This window comes from Rhodococcus mengyinensis (assembly GCF_048381435.1).
Classification (GTDB): Bacteria; Actinomycetota; Actinomycetes; order Mycobacteriales; family Mycobacteriaceae; genus Rhodococcus_F; species Rhodococcus_F opacus_D.
In genome coordinates this window covers 37,486-61,538 of the sequence record NZ_JBLWIT010000034.1, presented here as the reverse complement: position 1 = coordinate 61,538, position 24,053 = coordinate 37,486, and the positions used below count along the sequence as shown (strand labels likewise).

The following is a 24,053-nucleotide window of genomic DNA, read 5'->3' as shown; positions in this document are numbered from 1 at the left end:
TGAGGTTCCCCCCGGAAAGTGGACACCGACTTGGCGGGACACCGGTCCCGCTGGAAGGATGTCCGTATGCCCCCTCGCAAGCGTCGGTCGTTCACGACCGAGTACAAGGTCGAGGCTGCCCACCGGGTGATCGACTCCGGTCGCACCATCGCAGAGGTCGCCCGAGAACTCGGCCTCAACGAGAGTCTGTTGGGTGAATGGGTCAAACTCGAGCGGCGCAGAATCGCCGCCGCAGAGTCCCACGGAGAGAAGCCTTTGGACGCGGCCGAACACGCCGAGCTACGCCGATTGCGAAGGCAGGTAAGCGAACTCGAGAAGGACAACGCTTTCCTGGTAAAAGCTTCGGCGTACTTTGCCGCGATGCAGAAGAACCGACCCGGTTCGATCTGATGGCCAAGTACGCCGGCCCCGACAACATCGAAGAGACCGCCGGCACCGCCGCGCCGGAAGGTGAACGGTTCTCGATCCTGCGGATGGCGAGACTGCTGGAGGTGTCCACATCGGGCTACTACCAGTACGTCAAGCGCAGAGTTGCCACGGTGTTGACGCCGAGGCAACAGCGTCGCGCCGACCTCGAAGTCAAGATCGTCGAGGTCCACCGGGAATCGAAGGGTACCTACGGGTCGCCGCGGGTCACGGCCGAGTTGCGGGCGCGTGGTGAGGTGGTGAACGCCAAGACCGTGGCCAAGATCATGGCCTCGCTCGGTGTGGAGGGCATCAGCCCGCGCACGTTCAAGGTCAAGACCACGGCGGTCGATCCGCAGGCGTCGTTCCCGCCGGATCTGATCGAGCGGCACTTCGATCGGGGCCGGCTCGATGCGGTCTGGTTTACCGACATCACCTACCTCACGTGCGGTGAAGGGGACATGTTCTTGTGTGCGATCCGGGACGGTCATTCACGGAAGGTGTTGGGATACAGCATTGCTAATCACATCAGCGCCGAGATGGTCACCACCGCCATCGATCGAGCCGTGGCCACGCGCGGTGGGCGGTGTCGCGAGACGATCCTGCATTCGGACCGGGGTGGGGAATACACTGCCCACCTGACCGCGGCGTCGTGTGTGCAGCACGGGTTGCGTCGGTCGATGGGTGCGACCGGGATTTGTTGGGACAACAGTCCATCCGAATCGTTTTGGTCGATCTTCAAGCATGAAGAATACTATCGGCACGTCTATGCAACGAAGGCTGATCTCGTTGCTGGCGTTGACAACTGGATTGTCTTCTACAACACTGTTCGACGGAACTCTACGGTGGGGATGCACAGTCCCGACAGCTACGAGAAGTTGCTTCAGGTGGAAGTCGCCTGAGGCACGCAACCCCCTTGTCCACCGTTCGGGGGGAACCTCAGTCCCGTCGCGAGGGGCAGGTGGCCGGCGGACCGTCACGCCTGCCGGGACGCGAGGTAGTTGCGGGGAGAACCCACCTACCATCCAACTCGCAATGGTTGCGGTTGCGCAATGGTCGGGTGCAGGATTTGGGTATGAGCGCGGTGCGGGGACAGCAGGCGGAGTCGGGGCAACGGTTCACCGAGCAGGTGGAGGCGGTGTTGTGGGCGTCGCGGGCGCTGGTGGGGATCGCGGCGGCCTCGGTCGCCGAGGTCGAGGATCTCGTCACGGTGCCGCACCTGCGGATTCTGGTGATGGTCGACACCCGGGGGCCGTTGAATCTGGGGGCGGTCGCCGAGGCGTTGGGAGTCAATCCCTCCAACGCCTCGCGGGCGGTGGACCGGCTGATCAAGTCCGGGTTGCTGGATCGGCGTGATGCCCCGCAGGACCGGCGGAATCTGAATCTGACGCTCACCGCCGCCGGGCAGGAACTGGTGGATCGGGTCAGTACACACCGCCGGGAGGCGATTTCGGGGGTCCTGGAGCGGATGACGCCGGAGGATCGGGATGCGTTGGCGTCCGCGTTGCGCCGGTTCGCCGCCGCCGCGGGCGAGCCGATCGACGGGGATGTTCTCACGTTGTTGTGGCCCCCCGCCCACTGAGCCCCGGGGCGACACCGCGGCGAGCGGCCCGCACACCGGCAATGGTGAAACCGCTGGCGCACACCATTTCTGCGATCGCGGTCCGGCGGCGGCGCCGATCGAGGGCCGCGACGATCATGCTGGCCGCGTGCGCGGCGTCGACACTCGCGCCGTACCGCAGCACCGATGGTGTGGGCATCGCGGTGGTGACCGCGGCCTGCAGCAGATGCCGAGCGCCGAGTAGCCGCAGCACTGCCTGGTCGCGGCGGCGCAGCGGCTGTCCCAGTACGTGGGTGGGCATCAGGTTCGGGGCGCTCAACTGCAGCAGCCCGTAACCGAGACGGGCTATCACGACAGTGCGGGCGGTCATCGTCGCCGCCGGGCCGTAAGGACGGTGGCCGCGCCGGCGGCGAGAAGCCCGGCGGCGGCGCCGAGGACCCCGTGGTGCTGGGAGGCCCACAGTTGACCGCTGCGGGTGTGGGCTTGAGCGTCGAAGATGCCGTGGGCGCCGAAATCGCGGCCGTCGGTGTCGTCGGCGGGGTGCCACAGATTCGTCGGTTGCTGCGGGTCGCGGGGCTGGTCGGTTTGCTGGGAGGAGAAGCCGGTGGCCGCGAGGTACCGGTCGAGTAGACCCGGGGCGATGGCGTTGGCGGCGAGGGTGGCGGCGGTGCTGGCGCCGACCCAGTATTCGCGGCGGGCGGGGTGCTCGGCGGCGTAGAGGACGGCGCGGGCGGCGACCTCGGGTTGGAAGATCGGCGGCACCGGCTGCGCGTGGTGGGGCAGCCGGCTGAGCACCCAGGAGAACTGGGGGGTGTTGACGGCGGGCATCTGCACCATCGTCACCCGGATGTTCGAGCCCTCGTGCAGCAACTCGCAGCGCAGTGCCTCGTGGAAGCCCTGGATGGCGTGCTTGGCGCCGCAGTAGGCGCTCTGCAGCGGGATGCCGCGGTAGGCGAGTGCGGAGCCGACCTGCACGATCGTGCCCGCATTCCGGGGCCGCATGCGGCGCAGCGCGGCCATCGTGGCGTAGACGTAGCCGAGGTAGCTGACCTCGGTGACCCTGCGGTATTCGGCCGCGGAGATGTCGGTGAACGGGGCGAAGACGGAGGTGAAGGCGACGTTGACCCAGATGTCGATCGGTCCGAGGGTGTTCTCGACGAGGTCGGCGGCGGCCTCGACCTGGTCGGGGTCGGCGACGTCGGTGGGCACCGCCAGGGCGATTGCCCCGGCGTCCTCCACCTCCCGAACGGCTCCTTCGAGGCCCTTCTTTCCGCGGGCGAGGAGGGCGATCTGGTCGTGGCGGCCGGCGAACGCGCGGGCCACGGCGCGGCCGATGCCGCCGGAGGCGCCGGTGATCACGACGACGCGTCCGGGTGCCGGTGTGCTCATGGTGAGGGTGTTCCTTTCGGGCGTGGCAGTTCCTGGCGGCAAGGGATTTTCAGGGGTCCGCCGGCCACGGGCGGGCGAGGCGGTGCGCGGATTCGAGCAGCAGGGCGTGGACGAACGCTTGCGGCAGGTTGCCCCGCAGTTGGTGTTCGATGACGTCGAATTCCTCGGTGAACAGGGCCGGGGAGCCGCAGGCGGCCCGGTTGCGTTCGAACCAGCGCACCGCGTCGATGTCGTGGCTTTGGTGGTGTTCGGCCAGGGCCATGAGGAACCCGCAGAGCAGGAAGGCGCCTTCGGCGTCGGCGAGGGGTCGCTCGTCCTGGCGGAACCGGTACACGTAGCCGTCGCGGCCGAGTTCGGACCGCACGGCGGCCAGGGTCCGGGTGGTGCGCGGATCGGCGGCCGGCAGGGCGCCGCGTATCGCGGGCAACAGCAGCGCCGCATCGATCCGCTCGTCGCGGGGGGTGCGTTGCCACCGGCCGGTGTGGTGCAGGCAATCTCGGGCGGTGTCGGTGACAATCCGGTCGGCGAGATGGGACCATGGCGCCGACTGCGGGGCCGGGGCAGCGGCGGCGATCGACCGCAGCCCGGCCGCGCAGATCAGCCGCGAGTGCGCCCAGTGCTCGTTACGGAGTTCCCAGATCCCGGCGTCGCGGCGTCGCCAGCGGTGTTCGATCGCGGCCACCGCGATTTCGGCGGACTTCCAGTGCTCGCGGTCGAGCCGGTCGTGGCGGTCGGCGGCGGCGAGCAACAGCAGCGCCTCACCGAAGTTGTCGAGTTGGAACTGGTCGTTGACCCAGTTTCCGGTGCGGGCGTCGCCGCCGGGATAGCCGGGCAGATCGAGGGTGGTCTCGTCCGGGACGCGGCCCCCGCCCACGGTGTAGGCGGGTTTGAGGTCGGGGCCGTCGGCGAGCAGGCGGTCGCTGACGAAGCCGACGGCGTCGTCGAGGAGCGGCAACGGGCCGGCCGCGGCGACGGCGTGTCCGGCGTAGCACTGGTCCCGGATCCAGCAGTACCGGTAGTCGTAGTTGCGGCCCTGCTCGGCGCGTTCGGGCAGGGCGGTGGTGGCAGCGGCGACCATGCCCCCGGTGCTGCTGGTCAGCCCGCGCAGTACCGCGTAGGCGTGCCGGGCGTCGCGGTCCGCCAGCGACCCGTCGATCCGCGGAACCTGCTGGTGCCAGGCGTGTTCGGTGCGCTCCCACAACCGGCCTGGGTCCGGCGCCGTGCCGGGCAGGGCGCGGTCGCCGATCTCGAGGACCAGATCGTGATGCTGCCCGGCCGGAATGTCGAGAACCGCCTCGAGCCGCCCGCTGCGGTGATGCGCCGCCGGCGCCCCGGACCAGCGCACCTGCAGGGGCCCGGCGCGCAGTGTCCGGATCCCGTCCCGGTGGCCGATCTGCTGCATCGGGTGTGCACCGAACCCGGCGGCCACGTCGAGTCGCACCGTGACCTGCGCGTCGCCGTCGACGGCCAGGACCCGGCGCAGCAGGACCGCGGTGTGCCGGTCGCCGGGAAAGGCGAGCGCCTCACGGCATTCGACGATGCCGGTGGTCGTAACCCAGCGGCTGCGCCAGATCAGCGTGCCGTGCTCGTAGTACCCACCCCAGGTGAACCGCCGGTCGGTCGGCGCGAGGGCGTAGACGCCGGGACCACCGAGCAACACCGAGAACACCGCGTCGTCGTGCCAGGTCGGCACGCACAACCACGCGATGTCCCCGCGCGGGCCGATCAACGCGCCGCGCTCACCGTCGGCGATCAACGAATACTCCCGCAGCACGTGTGGGGGAAACAGCGCACCGGCCGTGGTCACCATCGAACCACCCTTCACATCGCAATCTTTGCGCGCTCGCAAACAACTGTCGTCGAATCGAGTTCCCGATGACCGGACGCTCAAACCGTGAACTCGGATTGATCAGGAAAATCTCAGAATGTGCGACCGCCGCGGGGCCGCCGTCGAGATCGGCGAAACTTTGCCTCAGCCCTTGCGCTATCGCAACCTTTGCGCGTACAGATGGAGGAGGACGTCCGCCGCTCGAGAAGGCCACACCCTGCGAGCCGGCGCGGACCGCGTCACGTCGCGGGACGTCGATCCCGTGTCGGTCAGACGCCCCAGCCGGCCGACCCCCGCCGGGCCGAAGACGTCGCACCTGCCGCGAGGAGGACCACCGATGGCCAGCCAGAACGTCGCCGACTACCTACTCGAACGCCTGCGCGCGTGGGGGATCGAGCACGTGTTCGCCTACGCCGGGGACGGCATCAACGCCATCCTCGCCGCCTGGGCCCGCGCGGACAACCGGCCGCAGTTCGTCCAGGCCCGGCACGAGGAGATGTGCGCATTCGAAGCCGTCGGCTACGCGAAGTTCACCGGCCGGGTCGGGGTGTGCATGGCCACCTCCGGGCCGGGCGCGGTGCACCTGCTCAACGGCCTCTACGACGCCAAACTCGACCACGTCCCGGTGGTCGCGATCGTCGGGCAGACCAACCGCACCGCCATGGGCGGCTCCTATCAGCAGGAGATCGACCTACTCAGCCTCTACAAGGACGTCGCCAGCGACTACGTGCAGATGGTCACCGTCCCGCAGCAACTGCCCAACGTCCTCGACCGGGCCATCCGGGTGGCCCTGACCCAACGCGCCCCCACCAACCTGATCATCCCGGCGGACGTCCAAGAACTCGACTACTCCCCGCCCACCCACGAGTTCAAGATGGTGCCCTCCAGCATCGGTATCGACTGGCCCACCACCACCCCCGACGATCAGGCGATCATGCGGGCGGCGGAGATCCTCAACGCCGGCAGCAAGGTCGCGATGTTGGTCGGGCAGGGTGCCCGCGGCGCGCACGAGGAGATCGCCCAGGTCGCCGACCTGCTCGGCGCCGGGGCCGCGAAGGCACTGCTGGGCAAGGACGTGCTCTCCGACGAACTGACCTGGGTCACCGGGTCCATCGGTCTGCTGGGTACCCGCCCGTCCTACGAGCTGATGACCGGCTGCGACACCCTACTCACCATCGGGTCGTCCTTCCCCTACAGCCAGTTCCTGCCCGAGTACGGGCAGGCCCGCGGCGTGCAGATCGACATCGACGGCCGGATGATCGGGATCCGCTACCCCAACGAGGTCAACCTGGTCGCCGACGCGACAACCGCGCTGCGCGCCCTGATCCCCCATCTGATCCGTAAGGACGATCGGTCCTGGCGGGAGGAGATCGAGGCGAATGTGGCCCGCTGGTGGGAAACGATGGACATGCAAGCCCAGGTGGACGGCGATCCGGTCAACCCTCTGCGGCTGTTCGGCGAACTGTCCCCCCGGCTGCCCGACGATGCGATCGTCACCGCCGACTCCGGGTCGTCGGCGAACTGGTACGCCCGCCAGTTGCGGTTCCGCGGGAACATGCGCGGCTCCCTGTCCGGGACGCTGGCAACCATGGGACCCGGTGTCCCGTACGGGATCGGCGCCAAATTCGCCCATCCCGGCCGCCCGGTGATCGTCTTCGCCGGCGACGGCGCCATGCAGATGAACGGGCTCGCCGAACTGATCACCGTCAAGCATTACTGGCGGCAGTGGGACGACCCGCGGCTGATCATCGCGATCCTGCACAACAACGACCTCAACCAGGTCACCTGGGAGATGCGGGCGATGTCCGGGTCCCCCAAATTCGCCGAGTCGCAAACCCTTCCGGACGTCGACTACGCCGGGTTCGCCGCGTCCCTGGGATTGCACGGCGACACCGTCACCGGCCCCGATCAACTCGCCGGGGTCTGGGAGACAGCGTTGTCGGCGGACCGGCCCACCGTCCTGGACGTGCACACCGACCCGAACATGCCCCCGATCCCCCCGCATGCGACGTGGGAGCAGTTCAAGTCCGCCACCGCCGCGGTCCTGGGCGGCGACGAGGACTCCTGGGGGTTCATCAAGACCGGGATCAAGACCAAGGCGCAGGAATTCCTCCCCCACAAGAACACGTGAGCCGAGATCCGTCATGATCGACACCCCGATCACCGACCTGACCGCGACCGCCTACACCATCCCCACCGACGCGCCGGAGGCCGACGGCACTCTGTCGTGGGACTCCACCACGATGGTGCTGGCGCAGGTGTCCGCGGGCGGGCAGGTCGGGACGGGCTGGACCTACGCACCCCCCGCGGCCGCGGCCGTGGTCACCGGGATCCTCGCCGACCTGATCACCGGCGAGGACCCGACGGCTGTGCCGGGCCTGCACGCGGCCATGGCCGCGGCGGTCCGCAACGCCGGCCGCCCCGGGATCGCCGGGTGCGCCCTCTCCGCGGTCGACATCGCCCTGTGGGACCTCAAAGCCCGGCTACTCGCGGTGCCGCTGCACCGGTTGCTCGGCGCCGCCCGCGACACGGTGCCGATATACGGGTCCGGCGGATTCACCACCTATCACCGTCACCAACTCGAGACGCAACTGTCCGAATGGGTGCAGGAGCAGTCGATTCCGCGGGTGAAGATCAAGATCGGCGAAGCCTGGGGCACCCGCACCGACCGGGACCTCGACCGGATCCGGCAGGCCCGCCACGTCATCGGTGACGACACCGAACTGTATGTGGACGCCAACGGCGCCTACGGGCGCAAACAGGCGATCCGGATGGCCGCCGACGCCGCCGACGCGAATGTGGTCTGGTTCGAAGAACCGGTCTCCTCCGACGACCTCGACGGACTTCGTCAGATCCGGCAGGTCGTGCGCCCGGATGTGGCCGCCGGCGAATACGGCTACGACCTGTCCTACTTCGAGCGGATGTGCACCGCCGGGGCGGTGGACTGCCTACAGGCCGACGTCACCCGCTGCGGCGGCATCACCGATTGGCTGCGGGTGGCCGCCGTCGCCGCCGCCCACAACCTGGAGATCTCCTGGCACTGCGCACCCCATGCGCACGCCCATGCCGCCGCCGCGATCCCGAATCTGCAGCACCTGGAGTGGTTTCACGACCACGTCCGGATCGAACAGCGGTTCTTCGACGGCGCGTTCAATCCCGCCGGCGGTGCCCTGCGACCGGACCCACACGCGCCCGGGCACGGGCTTGCCCTGCGCGCACCCGACATCGCACCGTTCCAGATCGCCTGATCTTCCGGACATGAAGGAGTCGACACCGATGTCCAGGACTTACCCCGGTCGCGTCCTCGCCGCACCGGTTCCCGCATGTTGCGAAGCTCTGTCCGCTCCTGACTCGAGGAGCTTGCGGTGACCGCCGAGCACACCCGTACCACTCCCCTGTTCCAGGCTCTCGAACAGCGCCTGCGTGAGACGGTCGACGGTGAGGTGCGGTTCGACCCCGGTTCGCGGGCAGCGTATTCCACCGACGCCTCCAATTACCGGCAGGTCCCGATCGGGGTGGTCATCCCCCGCACCCCGGATGCCGCCGCGGCGGCGATCGCGGTGTGCCACGAGCACGACGTTCCGGTCCTCTCCCGCGGTGGGGCGACCAGCCTGGCTGGGCAGTGCTGCAACACCGCGGTGGTGCTGGATTGGAGCAAGTACTGCACCGTCATCGAATCCCTGGACGCCGAGGCCGGCACGCTGGTGGTGCAACCCGGCATCGCCCTCGACCCGCTCAACGACCACCTTGCCCGGTGGGGGTGGATGGTCGGCCCGAAACCGTCCACCCACGTCTCCTGCACCATCGGCGGGATGATCGGCAACAACTCCTGCGGGTCCACCGCGCAGGCCTACGGGAAGATGGCCGACTCGGTGCGTCGCCTGGAAATTCTCACCTACGACGGGCACCGGATGTGGGTCGGCCCCACCACACCGGACGAACGCGAGCGCATCACCGCCACCGGCGACCGCACCGCCGACATCTACACCGGCCTGCGGAAACTGCGCGACACCTACGCCGACGAGATCCGCGCCCGCTACCCCGACATCCCCCGCCGGGTATCCGGCTACAACCTCGACCAACTGTTGCCCGAGAACAACTTCAATGTCGCCCGCCTGCTCGTCGGCTCGGAAAGCACCCTGGTCACCGTCCTGCGGGCGGAACTGACCCTGGTGCGAGTGCCGGCAGCGACATCGCTGGTCCTGCTCGGGTTCGACGACATCTGCGCCGCCGCCGACGCCGTCCCCCAGATCCTCGACCACTCCCCGGCCGCACTGGAAGGGATCGATCACCGGTTGGTGCAGCTCGAGCACAGCCAGCACCTCGCCGCCGCCGCGCTGCGGGAGCTCCCCGACGGAAACGCGTGGCTGATGGTGCAATTCAACGGCGACACCAAGGACGACGCCGATGCCGCGGCGCAGGCCATGATCGACGACCTGCATTCGGTCACCCCGCACCCGAAGCTCCTCGACAATCCCGACCACGAGAAACAGGTATGGGCCGCCCGCGAGGCCGGCCTCGGCGCCACCGCCTATCCGCCGAACGACCCGGAAACCCACGAGGGCTGGGAGGACGCCGCCGTCCCATCCCGCTTCCTCGGCAACTACCTCCGCGACTTCCGCAGGCTGCTCGATGACTACGGGTACGGAACCGCGTCCCTGTACGGGCATTTCGGGCACGGCTGCGTCCACACCCGCATCCCGTTCGACCTACGCACCGCCGAGGGCATCGCGAAGTACCGGTCCTTCGCCACCGCATCCGCGCAGCTGGTGGTCGACTACGGCGGATCTTTGTCCGGGGAGCACGGCGACGGGCAATCCCGCGGGGAACTGCTGCCGATCATGTTCGGGGACCGCCTGGTCACCGCCTTCGAAACCCTCAAACGACTCTTCGACCCCGACAACCGGATGAACCCCGGCAAGATCGTCCACCCCTACCGCCTCGACGAGAACCTGCGGCAAGGAGTGAATTACCTGCCGATCGAACCGGCCACCCACTTCGCCTACCCCGACGACGAGCACAGGTTCAGCCGCGCCGCCGCCCGCTGCGTCGGCGTCGGCAAGTGCCGAGGCCACGAATCCGGGGTGATGTGCCCGTCCTACCGGGCCACCGGCGAGGAGGAACACTCCACCCGCGGACGCGCCCGGCTGCTGTTCGAAATGCTCCAGGGCGAGGTCATCACCGACGGCTGGAAATCGGCCGCCGTCCGCGACGCCCTCGACCTGTGCCTGGCCTGCAAAGGATGCCTGTCCGACTGCCCGGTGAACGTCGACATGGCCACCTACAAGGCCGAATTCCTCTCCCACCACTACCGGTGGCGGATCCGGCCCCGCGCCCATTATTCGATGGGCGCGATACCCCTGTGGGCCCGGATTGCGGCCGTCGCACCCACCCTGATCAACACCGTCACCCACACCCCCGGACTGAAGACGGTGCTCGAGACCGTGGGCGGCGTCGACCCCCGCCGCCCCATCCCGAGGTTCGCGCGGCGGCGGTTCACCGCCACCTGGCGGGACCGACCACCTGTGGCCCGCCCCGGCAGCCGGGGACGGGTGGTGCTCTGGCCGGACACCTTCACCAACAACTTCGACCCGCAGATCGCCGCCGATGCCGTCACCGTGCTCGAGGCCGCCGGGTTCACCGTCGAGGTCCCCACCCAGACGGTGTGCTGCGGGCTGACCTGGATCTCCACCGGCCAACTCACCACCGCCACCCATGTTCTCCGCCGCACCCTGACGGTGCTGGCGCCCGCGCTGCGGGCCGGCACCCCGATCGTGGTCCTCGAACCGAGCTGCGCGGCGGTGTTCCGCTCGGACCTGCCGGAGTTGTTGCACGGCAACGAAGACGCCCACCGACTCGCCCAACAGACCGTCACCCTGGGCGAGCTCCTGCAACAGAAGGCACCGGACTGGTCCCCACCCGGCCTACGCGGGGTCTCGGCGCTGATCCAGCCGCACTGCCACCAGCACGCGGTCCTCGGCTACGACGCCGACGACAAGGCCCTGCGAGCGGCCGGGGTGGACACCCGCGTCCTCGACGCCGGATGCTGCGGTCTCGCCGGGAACTTCGGGTTCGAAAAAGGGCACTACGAGGTGTCCGTCGCCTGCGCCGAAGACACCCTCCTGCCCACCCTCCGCACAGCGGACCCCGCCACCCTGGTGCTGGCCGACGGGTTCAGTTGCCGCACCCAGATCCGCGACCTGCACCCCGGCGCGTCGCCTCTGCACGGGGCGCAGGTCCTCGCCGCCGCCCTCCGCGGCGACGACCCCACCGACTCCCGGGCACAGACCAAGGTGTCCCGGCCCCTCACCCCGACGCGGACCGCGCTCCTCACCGCCCCCACAGCGGTGGCCCTCGCCCTGCTCGTCCGCCGGATGCGCCGCCCACACCACTGACCCCGCCCGGTACAGGAGAAATTATGCCCAGACACATCAACGATGTCGTGGTCATCGGATCGGGACCGAACGGGCTGGCCGCCGCCGTCCTCTGCGCCCGCGCCGGACTGGACGTCCAGGTCCTCGAGGACCAACCCACCCCCGGCGGTGGGTGCCGCACCGAGGAGATCGCCCTCGCCGGCGCCGCACTGCCGCACGACCTCTGCTCGGCGGTGCACCCGATGGCCGCCGCGTCCCCGTTCTTCACCGCCTTCGACCTCCCCGCCCGCGGGGTCCAACTCAACGTTCCGGCAGCGTCCTACGCGCACCCGCTCGACCGCCGTCCCGCCGGAATCGCCTACCCCGACCTGACGCGGACCGTCGCCGAACTCGCCGAATACGGCACCCCCGGCGACGCCGCCGCCTGGCGGAACCTGATGCACCCGCTGGTCGACGACTTCACCACCCTCGTCGCCCTGTGTCTCGGGGACATGCGCTCGATTCCCCCCGCCGCCCGCGACGTGCCCGGGATTCGGACCGCGCTCGGCTTCGCCGCCCGGGTCCTCGAGCAAGGAACCCGGGCCTGGAACCGCCGGTTCACCGACGACATGGCGCCGGCGCTGCTGACCGGCATCGGCGGGCACGTTCCCGCCCCCATGCCCTCGCTCGCCGGCGCCGCGAGCATGCTGCTGCTCGGCTCCGCCGCCCACACCGTCGGCTGGCCGATCCCCACCGGCGGCTCCCAGGCCATCACCAACGCACTGATCGCCGACCTGCACGCTCACGGCGGGCACCTCGACTGCGACCAGGGAGTCTCGGACTGGCGGCTGCTGCCCCCGGCCCGGGCATACCTGTTCGACACCTCCCCCTGGATGCTGGCCCACATCCTCGGCAACCGGCTGCCGGGCCGGTACCGGCGGGCGATCAACCGCTACCGGCCCGGCCTCGGGATCGCGAAGGTCGACTTCGTCCTGGGCGCCGCGGTGCCATGGGCGGATCCGCGGGTACGGCAGGCCGGGACGGTGCACTGCGGCGGCACCCGGGCCGAGATCACCGCCGCCGAAACCGCCATCGCCGTCGGCCACCACCCGCCCCGGCCGTTGGTCCTGGTCAGCCAACCCACCGTCGTCGACCCCACCCGGGTCAATCGGGACGCCCGGCCGCTGTGGACCTACACCCACGTCCCCAACGGCTCCGACACCGATGTCACCGAGACGATCACCGCGCAGATCGAACGATTCGCACCCGGCTTCCGCGACACCGTCGTCACCTCCCGCTGCACTCCCGCCGCCCGGCTGAGCGCCCACGACCTCAACTACCGCGGCGGCGACATCGCCGCCGGACGGGTGTCGATGTACCGGATGATTGCCCGCCCCGCACCGAAATGGAACCCGTACCGCACCCCGCTCGACGGCGTGTACCTGTGCTCGGCATCCACCCCACCCGGGCCCAGCGTCCACGGAATGCCCGGCTACTACGCCGCCCGGCAGGTCCTGAAAGACAAATTCGGTATCACCACCCGCCCCGACCTCGGGCCCACCCCGGAACAGCGCGCCCCCGTGCCGACGAACATCGACGATCGGAGGCGGCGTTTGCCATGAACGCACACCGGCTCCGCCGCACCGACATCGACGCACTGCGCCCACGCGGCACCCGTGTCCTCGACACCCGCCGACGGTGTCCCGATCACTCTGCGCCGATGCATACCCGGCGAGGCGATCACCGAACTGATCCCGGTCGCCACCCGCCGCGGCATCCCAATCGTTCGCCCTCGCACCGTATCCACCGGCGCCCCACGGCACGGACAACCTCCTACCCACCCCGACTGCACGAGGAGCACCGTCATGACCTGTCGGCACGTGACCACCGACCACAACGAGATCCGCCTCTGGATCCAAACCCACCACGGCGCGCCCGGCCGCATTACTCCCCCGGCCCGCGCCGACGACGCGCAACTGTGCATCGACTTCCTCGGCCTGAGCACCCCGAGCCTCGAGCACCTCGGGTGGCAGGACTGGTTCACCGCGTTCGACGCGCAGTTACTTGCCCTGAGCTACCCCGACACCGCACCATCGGCCGGCCCTGGGCGGTGGGAGATGGTTCACCGTCCCCACGCACGGTGAGAGCCCGGCCCGGCTGCGCGGCGATACCCTGGGCTCGATCAGCTCGCCCTAGCTAGTCCTCTCGGAACGGGCGGTCACCAACGTCGCATCGAGGTCGATAACGGTCGGGGTGATGCGTGATCGTACTGGTCGCCCGCGTGCGATCTGGTCTTCCGTCATGTGGTGGCACGCCGGTGTCGATCGCGCCGAGGACCGCGGGTGTGAGCAACCGAGGTTCATCGCCGCACTCTCGCGACGCCGTGTGCGCAGGTCATCGATGCCAGGCTGCCCGGCAACCCCTCTGTGCGCCCCAGGGTGGAAGGCGTGAACTCCGCCCCATCGGTTTGATATGTCCCACGCGTCGCGCGAGGTCGCGACCTGACTGGGTGCGCGGCACCTAGTCGAGCTGCGTCCTGTCTACGCATCCCACTTCTCGCAAGAATTGGATCACCAAGTTGTGAGAGAGGATCGTGATGGATGAATCCGGAACCACCACCGACCGGGCAGATGTCATCGGCATGTGGGTGACAGCAGACGGCTTCATTCGCCAGGAACTGCGTGCGGACGGGCGGTACGACGAGGCGCGTGGCACACGGCTGGGTGCGTACACCGGAAGTTACACGGTGACAGGAAACCATCTCGACTACATCGACGACCTTGGTTTTACCGCAACAGGAGACATCAGTGACGGGGTGCTGTTCCACGAGCATCTCGTCCTATACCGAGAGGACAAGCAGTCATGAGCGAGCACAAGGTAGTCCTGATCACGGGGGCAAGTAGTGGGATCGGGGAGGCGACAGCGCGGAAGTTGGCGGCCGACGGCCACCAGGTCTTTCTCGGCGCACGGCGCACAGAACGCCTCGAGCACTTGGTGCAGGAGATTGGCGATGCCAACGGCGGTGCAGCATTCCGCAAGTTGGACGTCACTGACGTAGCCGACGTCCAGTCCTTCGTGGAGACTGCCCGCGAGCGTTTCGGTCGCGTCGATGTAGTGGTCAACAATGCCGGAGTCATGCCCCTGTCGCCGCTGGCCGCGCTGAAGATCGACGAGTGGAACCGGATGCTCGACGTGAATGTTCGTGGCGTTCTGAATGGTATCGCCGCAGCGCTACCGGTCATGCAGTCACAAGGTAATGGACATTTCGTCAATATCGCATCTGTCGGGGCATATGAGGTGGTGCCGACCGCGGCGGTCTACTGCGCGACGAAGTTTGCGGTGCGCGCGATCTCCGAAGGGCTGCGCCAAGAATCGTCAGGCGATGTCCGTGTCACCGTCGTCTCTCCAGGTGTGACGGAATCTGAATTGGCGGATAGCATTTCGGACGACATCGCACGCGAGGACATGAAGGCATACCGCGCCGTCGCACTTCCGGCCGCTGCGATCGCAAATGCTATCGCGTTCGCTATCGATCAGCCGGCTGATGTGGACGTGAACGAGATTGTCGTTCGCCCCGCAGCGAGTGCACAGTAGTTCAGTCGGGCAGGGGCGGTCGTCTCTCGGCGAGACGGCCACCTCAGACCACTCGTCAATTTCCGGATGTCGTCATGCCGATTGCCGATATCGCCCTCAGATACACGGCATTTGGTCGCAGACGCTGTGGCCCGGCTGGACAACACTAGTTGGACGGGTTGGTGACATCTGCGTACGTCCTCCCCCTGATCTGCCTTGTGTGCTCGCTGTGACGGGCACAAGCGTACCGAGGATGATGAAACCCGGAAGCGACGCCGTATCTGCAGCCAGGCTGGGCGGTCCGGTTGCTACTACAGACGGTGCTGAGGACTGTCCTTTGCCCGCTATAAGATGCAGCGGCGAGTTGACCGCATGTCCCGTGGCCGGTCCGGCCCGATGCTGCCGCGTTTTGCAGACCATCCTCGGAAGGGCGTCATCACAAACGTTTCCAGGGCGTCATTTCGAGGACAGTTCGTGAAGAACGGCGTCCTCTCGGGTCGCGGATGCTCCGAAACGTCACCGCACGGCGGCAGCCAACCCGCCTTCGTAGAAGCCGGTGATGAGCTGGCGAGCCTGCTCGGCAGGGATTCTGTCGGCGTCGAACTCGGCGTCCCAGGAAACAACGGTCTCCCCTGACTCGCCGTCCCGGGCGACGGCAACGGTCGCCTGGTAGTTGCATACGGGAATGGACCCACCAACCATCTTGTAACTGTACGACTGCTCGGTCTGATTGATCAGTTCTTCGATCGCCTCACCACCACCTTGCAGAGCGACGCAGCGGACGTTGTTCCGGCTGTCGTCGCGTGCAGTGTGTTCGGCATTGGGATGCCAACGATGGATGGCAAAGAAGTCTCCGATTCTCCCCCACACCAACTTCTGGTCCAGCGGGGTACGAACTTCTGCATGAACTGTCAACATGCTCCTCGGATCCTTTCGTGGGTTGCGGTGGGTCGTGTGGTCCGGATTCCGCGCCGGACGCTGGGCGTCGGCGATGGTTCCACTGTCGCCGAAGACCGGCCCGTCTGTCGTGGGTGCAGTGCACCCACCCACTACCAGGCAATTCAGAACTAACATTGGGAAATGCCTTCCAGCGAACTCGGACATTTCCTTCGGTCACGTCGTGCTCAGGTTTCACCGAAGGACGCAGGAATTCACGGCTATGGCACTCGAAGAGTTTCAGGCCTTCGACGTGAGGAAGTCGCGATCCTTGCGGGACTGAGCTCCGATTACTACACCCGCTTAGAGCAAGGGCGCGAACGTAATCCGTCCGCTCAGGTGCTCGATGCTCTCTCGCGCGCGTTGCGCCTCGATGCCGACCAGGAAATGCACCTGTACCGGTTGGCCCGGCTGGTGCCGAGCGCCCGCGGGTCCAGTGCACGGGAGTCGGTCAGTCCGGCACTTCTCCAGTTGATGGATACCTACGACTCGACTCCGGCGTTCGTGTTGAATCGGACACTCGACATTCTCGCGTGCAACCGGCTCGCCGAAGCGCTCTTCTCGCCGTTCACCGCTGCTGACAATCTGCTGCGGATGGTGTTTACCGATCCAGCGGGAGCGTCTTTCTACGCCGAGTGGCATCGCGCGGCACAGGCCACCGTCGCAACATTACGTTTGGCCGTCGGCCACGACCCGGATGATGCTCGTCTCACCCAGTTGGTCGACGAGCTGTCGGCGGCCAGCCCCGCGTTTCGCCAGTACTGGGAAGAGGGGCAGGTGCGGGGCAAGACACTGGATGCGAAGGAGATCGTTCATCCCGATGTGGGAACGTTGAGCTTGACGTTTCAAGCTTTCGATGTGCGTGACAAGCCGGGACAACAGTTGGTGATTTATCAGGCGGAGCGCGGGTCCCCGAGTGATCAGGCGCTGAAGTTGCTTTGTTCGCTCACTGCGACCAGGGACCGGGAGCGGCGGGAGGCGGAAGCAAGTTCGCCCGACTGACGTCGCGCGGCTACCGACCCCCCACTCCTGCTCCCATTTGCCGAGCTTGAAACGGGGCTGCACACGGGTGCCGGGATATTGACTAGTCGATCAACGATGGCCACTTCGTCATCCGCTCACGGAGGTCGATCGCCTCACCGTTCTCGGAGAACGTTCCGTCGCCGCGGTGATGGATCTCGCCCGTGCCTCGCTTCGAATCGTCCACCCACACATGCTGGGCCTGGACAATCCAGAGTCCGTAGTCATCGACGAGGCGATCGTCGACGACGCGGCATTCGATATTCGCGAAGCACTCCGCGACGAGGGGGGCCGCAACGGATGCCGATGCCAGCGGGGTGAGGCCGAAACGCTCCCACTTGTCGACGTCCGCACCGGATACGTTCCCGACGTCGACGACTTGCTCAGCGAGTTCGATGGCCGGGATTGCAATGACGCACTTGCGGGTGTCGCGCAGCGTGTCGAAGCTGTAGTCCCACGGGCCGAGCACGAATCCGATGAGACCGCCATGTTGCACGGGCATGTTGAAACCATTTGTCATCAGATTGTCATGCCGTCCGTCGGACGTCGAAATCATGATCACAGGGCCTGGCTCGATCAGTCTGTGCACTTTGGAAATTGGGTACGGGGAGAATTGATCCGGACCAGTCATGCGGTTTCCTTCCGATCAGGTTGATTACCTATAGTTTTCAGGGTTCAGCTGATGGTCGCGTGGCCCTTTCGCACCCCCCTTGGAACTTGACCGGCTGCCTTAGAATCAAGCCATGGCGAGCACTGAGTTGGGGGAATTTCTGCGGGCCCGACGTGCTGCCGCATCACCGGATTCTGTTCCGTTTGCGTCCGCGGGACCTCGGCGAGTGCCGGGGTTACGCCGGGACGAAGTGGCCATGCTGGCCGATGTCAGTCCTGACTACTACCGCCGGCTGGAGCAGGGCCGTGAACGTCACCCGTCCCAAGCGGTCCTCGAGGGGCTCAGCAAGGCTCTGGTTCTTACTTTCGAGGAACGTCGGCACCTCTACTCGCTGGCAGGTGTGGCGTGGCGACTCGACGGTGCCGAGCTTCGCCGGGAGGTCGATCCCGCGTTACTGCGTTTGATGGAGTCCTGGGAGCGCTCCGGTGCGTTCGTACTCGATCCGGTCTTGGACATCTCGGCGATGAACTCCCTGGCGGTGGCGCTGTTCGAACCGTTCGCTGATACGACCAATCTCGTGGAGATGGTTTTCTGTGATCCGGCCGCCCGTGAGTTCTTTGTCGATTGGGAGGAGTCGGCGAAATCAACGGTCGCCAGTCTACGAGCGACCGCCAAGTTCTCCTCGACTCCCCACCGGTTCACCGACCTCATCGCCCGGCTCGAGGCCGGAAGCCCTCGTTTCTGCGAGCTTTGGGCCCGACATGAGGTACAGCCGAAGACTCATGAAGTCAAACAACTGCGCCATTCCACCGCCGGCGAGCTCACGATCGAATTTCACGCATTCGGTGTCCCAAGCGCGCCCGGTCATCAGCTTCTGGTGTACCAGGTCGAGCCCGGCTCGCTCGGCGAGATCCGTCTGCTCGACCTGGCGACACACCGCATCGATGCCGGTGTACGTAGCGCACAGCCCGCTGGTCAGGCGGACCGACCCACCGCGTCAATGGATTAGATACGAAAGCAGGCCGAGCAGCGCCGAACCACCCAGCGGCTTCATCGGGGTCGTGCACTTCAGACTCAAGCCGTAAGGGCGGAGAACCGCCAGTCGAGGACGGAGGCGTCGGTGCGGTCGCGGTGTGTGAGAAACACCAGTGAGTGAAGGTGCAGGCCCTCACGGTCGCCGAGGGCGTCGGTGCCTTCGACCTGCAGTTCGCCTATGAGGATGTCGCCTTCGGAGACCGGCCCGGTGTGATCGCAGGAGGTCCAGCTCAGGACCGTTCACCAGGTTCGGGAGGACACGGGTGGCCTGGCCGAGGCGATGCCGATGATGTGCCGCCGTAGACGAGGCGGCCGGCGGCGCTGACCCGTTCGTGGTGGGTGGCGGCGATGTTTGAGCGTCAGCCGCGCCAGTTTCGGGGCGCTCGAGACCATGTCGCCGCTGCTGCCGAACACCGCCCCGAGCCCGGCATCGAAATGCGTGCCCGGCACCCGCGTGCGGTACGCGTCGATGCCGGTCAGCGCCTCATCGACGATCTCGAGGTCGCGTGCGGTCTCGGTCTTCGGGAGCACGATGTTCGCCAGGCCAGGCCAGGCGCACGCGGCGAGGTCGTCCCGTGTCCAGGGGGTGGTCAGCCCGTTCACCCGCACCGACACACTGCCCTCGCGCGTCGGTCTCGGTCACCAGTCGGCGCACGAGGTCGCGGGCCTGCTCCTTGTTTCGGCGGTGACGGAGTCCTCAAGGTCGAGACCCACCCTCCCCCGCGGTCGAGGCCAGCGCCTTGCGCGCCTTCCGTTTGTCGGAACCGGGCGCGATCAGCACTGACCGCCGCCGAGTAGCGATCTCATTCACCACAGGCTCCTTCGACCCTATTCATCCGGTTGTTTTTGGTTTGCAGCACGCCTGATGGGGGTGAGCGAGAACATGCACTGATCAGTCAAATCATCTACTAACACACAGTTTCATCGGTTGCACTGTGACCGAACCGCTAATTCATAGGGAGGATACGTACGGATGAATTGGGTGACGGTTTTGCGGTTTGCCTGGGTGTGGTGCACCTAGGCAGACCGCGGCCTGTTCGCCCACCCCGATCACGCCGACGATGGATCCCGTACCCCGAGGAACCACACCTCGAAACACCACCGTCAAGGAGACACACCCCATGAGCCAGGTCCTGACCGGAACCCCCCTCACCGGCCGCATCGCCGTCGTCACCGGCGCCTCCAGCGGAATCGGCGAAGCCACCGCCGAACGACTCGCCCAACTCGGCGCCAAGGTCGCCCTCCTCGCCCGCCGCACCGACCGCATCACCACCACCGCCGACCGCATCAACGCCGCCGGCGGCACCGCGATCGCCGTCACCACCGACGTCACCGACCGCACCGCCCTGCAAGCCGCCGCCGACCGCATCACCACCGAACTCGGCCCCGTCGACCTCGTCTTCGCCAACGCCGGCGTCCAGCTGATCTCCGAAATCGTCGACCTCAAGGTCGACGACTGGGACACCCAGATCGACCTCAACATCAAGGGCGTGATGAACACCATCCAGGCCTTCGTCGAACCCCTCGTCCAGGCCGCCGCCGACGACAAACCCGACGACCTGATCACCACCTCCTCGATCGCCGCCACCCGCGTCCTCGAAAAGTTCCAGGTCTACTCCGGCACCAAGGCCTACATCAGCCAGCTCACCCGCCTACTGCGCACCGAACTCGGCCGCAAGAACGTCCGCGTCGCCACCATCGAACCCGGCATGGTCGACACCGAACTGCCCGACCACGTCACCGACCCCGACGCCAGCAAACTCATGGCCGACCTGATCGACCAGATCGACGTCCTCCAATCCGAAGACGTCGCCGAAACCGTCGCCTTCCTCACCGCCGTCCCCAAGCACGTCAACCTCACCGAAATCACCATCCTCCCCACCGCACAAGCCATCTAAACCCACCCACACCACCGTTCCCGCCTCCCGGGCAACCCGAGGGCGGGAACGGTCCCCACTGGATCAAAGAGGGACGAACATGACGGGGGTCTCCGACCCCCGTCGTGCAATCTCATTCCGGACCCGCCTCGAGGCGGGGCCGACAACGTCAGCCTGGCGCCGACCCACATCCCTCCGCCAGCGCACTTAGCACGTACCCCGCAGCACTCAAATAGCCATGAGGTGACCATTGCAGTCGATTCAACTACTCGTCGCAGCGCTCGGTACGGTCATCATCTTCACCGTATGGGGCGCTCGGATTCGGATGGTCCAACCGGCCGCCCTGCTGCTCGGTGGCTGCCTACTGGGTTTGAACCCGACTATTGCTGCTTTCGAGTTGCCCCCCGAGTGGGTCCTCGTCCTGTTCCTTCCTGCGATCTTGTACTGGGAGGCTCTGACGACCTCTACGCGAACAGCGAGTCGCGATGCCCGCTCTGTGGTTCTGCTGGCGGTCGTGCTCGTGGTTGCCACGACCACCGCAGTGGCCGCCTGCCTGCATTGGATCCTGCACATTCCGTGGGCGGTTGCGTTCGTCGTCGGGGCCGTGCTTGCCCCGACCGATGCCGCCGCCATTGCCGCGCTGGCTCACCTCCTACCGCCCCGGTTCATGACGTTGCTGCGAGCGGAGAGCCTGATCAACGACGGGACTGCGCTGGTTCTTCTGGCCACCGCCGTCCCGGTCGCGACCGGCGCGCGTCATCTCGATCTGCTGCAGATCAGCTGGGCTTTCGCGGCAAGCTATCTTGGCGGGGTGCTGTTCGGTGCCGCGGTCGCCGGGACCGCACTGGTCGCTCACCGGTTTCTCCGAGACTGGATGCTCTCGAGTGTGCTCAGCGTCTTGACGCCGTTTGTGGCGTACCTGCTTGCCGAGCAGATACATACCTCGGGTGTCATTGCCGTCGTGACGGCGGGTTTCCTGCTTGCCCAGCGTGGACCGCGTGTCATTCCGCCAGCCACTCGAATGCAAACTCAGCCTTTTTGGTCACTGATTACATATGTTCTCAATTCGGGACTGTTCGTCTTGGTGGGTACTCAAATCCCCTCCGTTGTAGATGATCTGGCGCCTCAATCGTTGACGATGGGGTTGGCAGCGGTGGCCTTCGCCGGTTTCGGCGTGATCGGCTGTCGGCTGCTGTACTTCTACACGATGCCTTCCGTGTTTCGGGCCATCGACCGCCGCGGTAGTCAAGTTTCACGCCGGATCAGTGCGCGGGAGCGTTTTCCGCTCGCATGGTCCGGTGTCCGTGGCGGGGTATCGCTGGCCGGCGCGCTCGCTGTTCCCGACACCATGGCAGATGGGCGTCCCTTCGAGTACAAGAGCCTGATCGTGTTCATCACAGCTGGTGTCATCGTTGTGACCCTGTTCGGGCAGGGCATGTCCCTGCCGCGCGTGATCACATGGGCCCACTATGACTCCATCGACGACTCTGCCGGACAGCGGACAGCGGAAATCGCTCTGACCGAGGAAGGGTTGCGGTATGTGACGGACCCGGCTCAGCGCGACACCGCCCCCCTCCCTGCCGATCGGCTCGACGCCGAGCTGCAGGAGCACCTGCGCGCCCTGACTGTCCGGCAGGGGAACCCGGTGTCGCTCCAGATACAGATACTGACGATGCGCCGGGCGATCCTCGCTGCCCAGCGCAGTCGGCTTCTGACCATGTTTGAACGACACGAGATCGACGATGCCGTGTTCTTACGGGTCCAGTCGCTGCTGGATACAACCGAAGCGAAACTGAACTCGACGGTGACGTCCTGCCCGGATAAGCCGAGCGCGAAAAAACTGTAGCGAACAGCTCTGTGGCGGCGTTTAGTCGTCGAGATGCGCGCGAGGGCGCGCGATGTCGACACTCAATGCAGACTTCGGACGGTTGTACAAGGGGCCAACCAGGGCCACTTACAGCGGCCTAATCGTTCTCTCGGCCCGGACAGACAAACTGTTACAAGCGCAGCGGACACCACGGAAAACTAACTCGCCGCCTTCCTGCGGACATGCCGGGCACTGACATCGATCAGGCCTTGATGCCGGCATTTGTACTGGGATGCCCTCTGGACGTCCTGGCACATAATCGTGGTCTGGCGCATTGGTCACCGACTTTTCAGCGTTGCCCGCCGGTGACCGAAATACAGCCGAATTCGTCTTCCTCGACCCGCACGCGCGTGAGCCCTACATCGACTACTAGTCGACGCCGAGGCCATGAACTTGTCAGAACGGTCCCCTAAACCACCGACGCAGGCTGGCGCTCATGTATCGGCGCGGGCCTCGACGGGGTCTTCTTCACCACACGAGCCGCACTTGCGCCCCGCCGTAGTCGTAGCGAAATGTACGACTCGCCGACATTCGCTTATAACGGCCGCGAGTCACACCTTCACTTCTTCGTGCTCAGGCTCCTCGCCGCCGCAATTCCATGCGGTACGAGTACCGGCGCGGATTGAAGTGAGAGGACGTGAATTCCACGAATTTCCCGTCGGCGTCGTAGTAGAGGCGCTCGATCAGCAGTATGGCGTCTCCTGCCTGGCATCCGATCAGCTCGGCTTCGTACTCCGGGGCGTTCATGGCGGTGATCTCTTGCCGTGCCCCCATGATCGGCTTGGTGAGCAGTTTTTCTGCGGCCCCGATCACGGTTCCCTCGCCGACCGACGGGACCCCCTCCGCGGCCAGTTTCGCACCGAGGTCGGGTTCGACGTAGTGGCGCGTCAGGACAAAGGGGATCCCCTCAAAGGAACGGCGAACGGTGGCCTTGCTGACCTCGATGTACGGCAATTCCAATCGGGACGCGATGGAAGGCTCGACGACGACCGTGAATGGTTCGATCACCTCGGTGTTCGTGTCGGGCCAGACGATGATTTCGTCGAGGGATCCGATCGAGCGGACGTAGCGGCCCCGGGTGTCCTGTTGGCGGCCGCTCACATAGGTTCCGCTGCCTTGCACCCGGTAGATCAGCCCGTCGGAAAGCAGTATCTGCAGGGCTTCGCGCACGGTGTGGCGGCTGACGTTGTGGACCGACTGCAGCACGCTTTCGGTGGGCATCTTCCGTCCGACCGAGTAGACACCGGCCTCGATGTCGGTCCGCAACTTCCCGGCCAGCACTTTGTACGCAGGGACACCACGCTCCGCGGGAGCTACCTTGTTCGTCACCACGGGCCCTCCTTCTCCCCTGATGCGGTCGGCAGGGTTCCATCCACCACACTAGCGCTCGTACGGATGAATCTTCAACGTGGATCACTCGCGATTGGTGATCTACTGCGCCACCACATTATTCGTGGCAACAGGCTCCATCTCAACATATGTAGCTCGAGAATTGATACCGATCAATCAAGTATGGAGGTGTGACCGTTGCGATCACACCTCCATTCTCAGCCCTTCCGGCACAGGAGTCGGGCAACCGGCGGATGTCTACCACGACAG

General features: G+C 66.5%; 20 protein-coding genes and 2 pseudogenes. 14 read left to right on the top strand and 8 right to left on the bottom strand.

Going from position 1 to position 24,053, the window contains the following annotated elements:
• Positions 1-66: 66 nt before the first annotated feature.
• From ACNJ7E_RS04525 to ACNJ7E_RS04515, 3 genes are all read left to right on the top strand, one after another.
• A complete protein-coding gene (locus ACNJ7E_RS04525) occupies positions 67-390 on the top strand; it encodes a transposase (protein WP_418339244.1) in 324 nt (107 codons plus the stop codon).
• The gene (locus ACNJ7E_RS04520; RefSeq protein ID WP_418339243.1) at positions 390-1,307 is read left to right on the top strand and encodes an IS3 family transposase; all 918 of its coding nucleotides are present in this window, start codon (positions 390-392) and stop codon (positions 1,305-1,307) included. The genes ACNJ7E_RS04525 and ACNJ7E_RS04520 overlap by 1 nt, the downstream gene beginning before the upstream one ends.
• A gap of 173 nt (positions 1,308-1,480) precedes the next feature.
• On the top strand, positions 1,481-1,987 hold the full coding sequence (locus tag ACNJ7E_RS04515; RefSeq protein ID WP_418339242.1) for a MarR family winged helix-turn-helix transcriptional regulator: 507 nt from the start codon (positions 1,481-1,483) through the stop codon (positions 1,985-1,987).
• On the opposite strand, the gene ACNJ7E_RS04510 is transcribed toward ACNJ7E_RS04515, so the two are convergent.
• From ACNJ7E_RS04510 to ACNJ7E_RS04500, 3 genes are read right to left on the bottom strand one after another with little or no spacing between them, the layout of a single operon-like run.
• A complete protein-coding gene (locus tag ACNJ7E_RS04510; RefSeq protein WP_418339241.1) occupies positions 1,959-2,336 on the bottom strand; it encodes a hypothetical protein in 378 nt (125 codons plus the stop codon). The genes ACNJ7E_RS04515 and ACNJ7E_RS04510 overlap by 29 nt on opposite strands.
• Positions 2,333-3,355, bottom strand: a complete 1,023-nt coding sequence (locus tag ACNJ7E_RS04505) for an SDR family oxidoreductase (RefSeq protein ID WP_418339240.1) — start codon at positions 3,353-3,355, stop codon at positions 2,333-2,335. Before ACNJ7E_RS04505 ends, ACNJ7E_RS04510 begins: the two co-directional genes overlap by 4 nt.
• Before the next feature lie 49 nt (positions 3,356-3,404).
• The gene (locus tag ACNJ7E_RS04500; RefSeq protein ID WP_418339239.1) at positions 3,405-5,165 is read right to left on the bottom strand and encodes a glycoside hydrolase family 15 protein; all 1,761 of its coding nucleotides are present in this window, start codon (positions 5,163-5,165) and stop codon (positions 3,405-3,407) included.
• 355 nt (positions 5,166-5,520) lie between these two features.
• On the opposite strand from ACNJ7E_RS04500, the gene ACNJ7E_RS04495 reads away from it, so the two are divergent.
• The 7 genes from ACNJ7E_RS04495 to ACNJ7E_RS04465 all read left to right on the top strand — a co-directional run bounded on the left by ACNJ7E_RS04495 (position 5,521) and on the right by ACNJ7E_RS04465 (position 15,130).
• Positions 5,521-7,314, top strand: a complete 1,794-nt coding sequence (locus tag ACNJ7E_RS04495; protein ID WP_418339238.1) for a thiamine pyrophosphate-requiring protein — start codon at positions 5,521-5,523, stop codon at positions 7,312-7,314.
• 13 nt (positions 7,315-7,327) lie between these two features.
• Entirely contained in the window at positions 7,328-8,431 is a 1,104-nt protein-coding gene (locus tag ACNJ7E_RS04490; RefSeq protein WP_418339237.1) for an enolase C-terminal domain-like protein, read from the top strand.
• A gap of 117 nt (positions 8,432-8,548) precedes the next feature.
• Positions 8,549-11,578, top strand: a complete 3,030-nt coding sequence (locus ACNJ7E_RS04485) for an FAD-binding and (Fe-S)-binding domain-containing protein (protein WP_418339236.1) — start codon at positions 8,549-8,551, stop codon at positions 11,576-11,578.
• Positions 11,579-11,601: 23 nt separating this feature from the next.
• Positions 11,602-13,158 carry a phytoene desaturase family protein gene (locus tag ACNJ7E_RS04480; protein ID WP_418339235.1) on the top strand — a complete coding sequence of 519 codons (1,557 nt, stop codon included), beginning with the start codon at positions 11,602-11,604 and terminating at the stop codon, positions 13,156-13,158.
• A gap of 243 nt (positions 13,159-13,401) precedes the next feature.
• Positions 13,402-13,680: a hypothetical protein gene (locus ACNJ7E_RS04475; protein ID WP_418339234.1), complete on the top strand. Its 279-nt coding sequence runs from the start codon at positions 13,402-13,404 to the stop codon at positions 13,678-13,680.
• 452 nt (positions 13,681-14,132) lie between these two features.
• Complete coding sequence (locus tag ACNJ7E_RS04470) at positions 14,133-14,402, top strand: Atu4866 domain-containing protein (RefSeq protein ID WP_172652427.1); 270 nt, start codon at positions 14,133-14,135, stop codon at positions 14,400-14,402.
• Positions 14,399-15,130, top strand: a complete 732-nt coding sequence (locus tag ACNJ7E_RS04465; protein WP_172652428.1) for an SDR family oxidoreductase — start codon at positions 14,399-14,401, stop codon at positions 15,128-15,130. Before ACNJ7E_RS04470 ends, ACNJ7E_RS04465 begins: the two co-directional genes overlap by 4 nt.
• Positions 15,131-15,625: 495 nt before the next feature.
• On the opposite strand, the gene ACNJ7E_RS04460 is transcribed toward ACNJ7E_RS04465, so the two are convergent.
• Positions 15,626-16,027, bottom strand: coding sequence for an SRPBCC family protein (locus tag ACNJ7E_RS04460; protein ID WP_172652429.1), 402 nt, complete (start codon positions 16,025-16,027; stop codon positions 15,626-15,628).
• Between the two features lie 162 nt (positions 16,028-16,189).
• On the opposite strand from ACNJ7E_RS04460, the gene ACNJ7E_RS04455 reads away from it, so the two are divergent.
• Positions 16,190-17,047, top strand: a complete 858-nt coding sequence (locus tag ACNJ7E_RS04455) for a helix-turn-helix domain-containing protein (protein WP_418339233.1) — start codon at positions 16,190-16,192, stop codon at positions 17,045-17,047.
• Positions 17,048-17,129: 82 nt separating this feature from the next.
• On the opposite strand, the gene ACNJ7E_RS04450 is transcribed toward ACNJ7E_RS04455, so the two are convergent.
• Positions 17,130-17,696, bottom strand: coding sequence for a flavin reductase family protein (locus ACNJ7E_RS04450; RefSeq protein ID WP_418339232.1), 567 nt, complete (start codon positions 17,694-17,696; stop codon positions 17,130-17,132).
• A gap of 112 nt (positions 17,697-17,808) precedes the next feature.
• Between ACNJ7E_RS04450 and ACNJ7E_RS04445 the strand changes: the two genes are divergently transcribed.
• Positions 17,809-18,684, top strand: a complete 876-nt coding sequence (locus tag ACNJ7E_RS04445; RefSeq protein ID WP_172652431.1) for a helix-turn-helix transcriptional regulator — start codon at positions 17,809-17,811, stop codon at positions 18,682-18,684.
• Positions 18,685-18,749: 65 nt separating this feature from the next.
• On the opposite strand, the pseudogene ACNJ7E_RS04440 reads toward ACNJ7E_RS04445, so the two are convergent.
• A pseudogene (locus ACNJ7E_RS04440) lies at positions 18,750-19,172 on the bottom strand (hotdog family protein); the annotation flags it as partial.
• A 63-nt stretch (positions 19,173-19,235) separates the two neighbouring features.
• Positions 19,236-19,313, bottom strand: a pseudogene (locus ACNJ7E_RS04435) (hypothetical protein); the annotation flags it as partial.
• A 518-nt stretch (positions 19,314-19,831) separates the two neighbouring features.
• Here ACNJ7E_RS04435 and ACNJ7E_RS04430 point away from each other — a divergent pair.
• Positions 19,832-20,608, top strand: a complete 777-nt coding sequence (locus ACNJ7E_RS04430) for an SDR family oxidoreductase (RefSeq protein ID WP_418339231.1) — start codon at positions 19,832-19,834, stop codon at positions 20,606-20,608.
• 229 nt (positions 20,609-20,837) lie between these two features.
• Positions 20,838-22,433 (top strand): Na+/H+ antiporter, encoded by a 1,596-nt coding sequence (locus ACNJ7E_RS04425; protein WP_172652433.1) that lies wholly within the window; start codon positions 20,838-20,840, stop codon positions 22,431-22,433.
• A 594-nt stretch (positions 22,434-23,027) separates the two neighbouring features.
• Here ACNJ7E_RS04425 and ACNJ7E_RS04420 read toward each other — a convergent pair.
• Positions 23,028-23,783 (bottom strand): GntR family transcriptional regulator, encoded by a 756-nt coding sequence (locus ACNJ7E_RS04420; RefSeq protein WP_257226539.1) that lies wholly within the window; start codon positions 23,781-23,783, stop codon positions 23,028-23,030.
• Positions 23,784-24,053 lie beyond the last annotated feature (270 nt).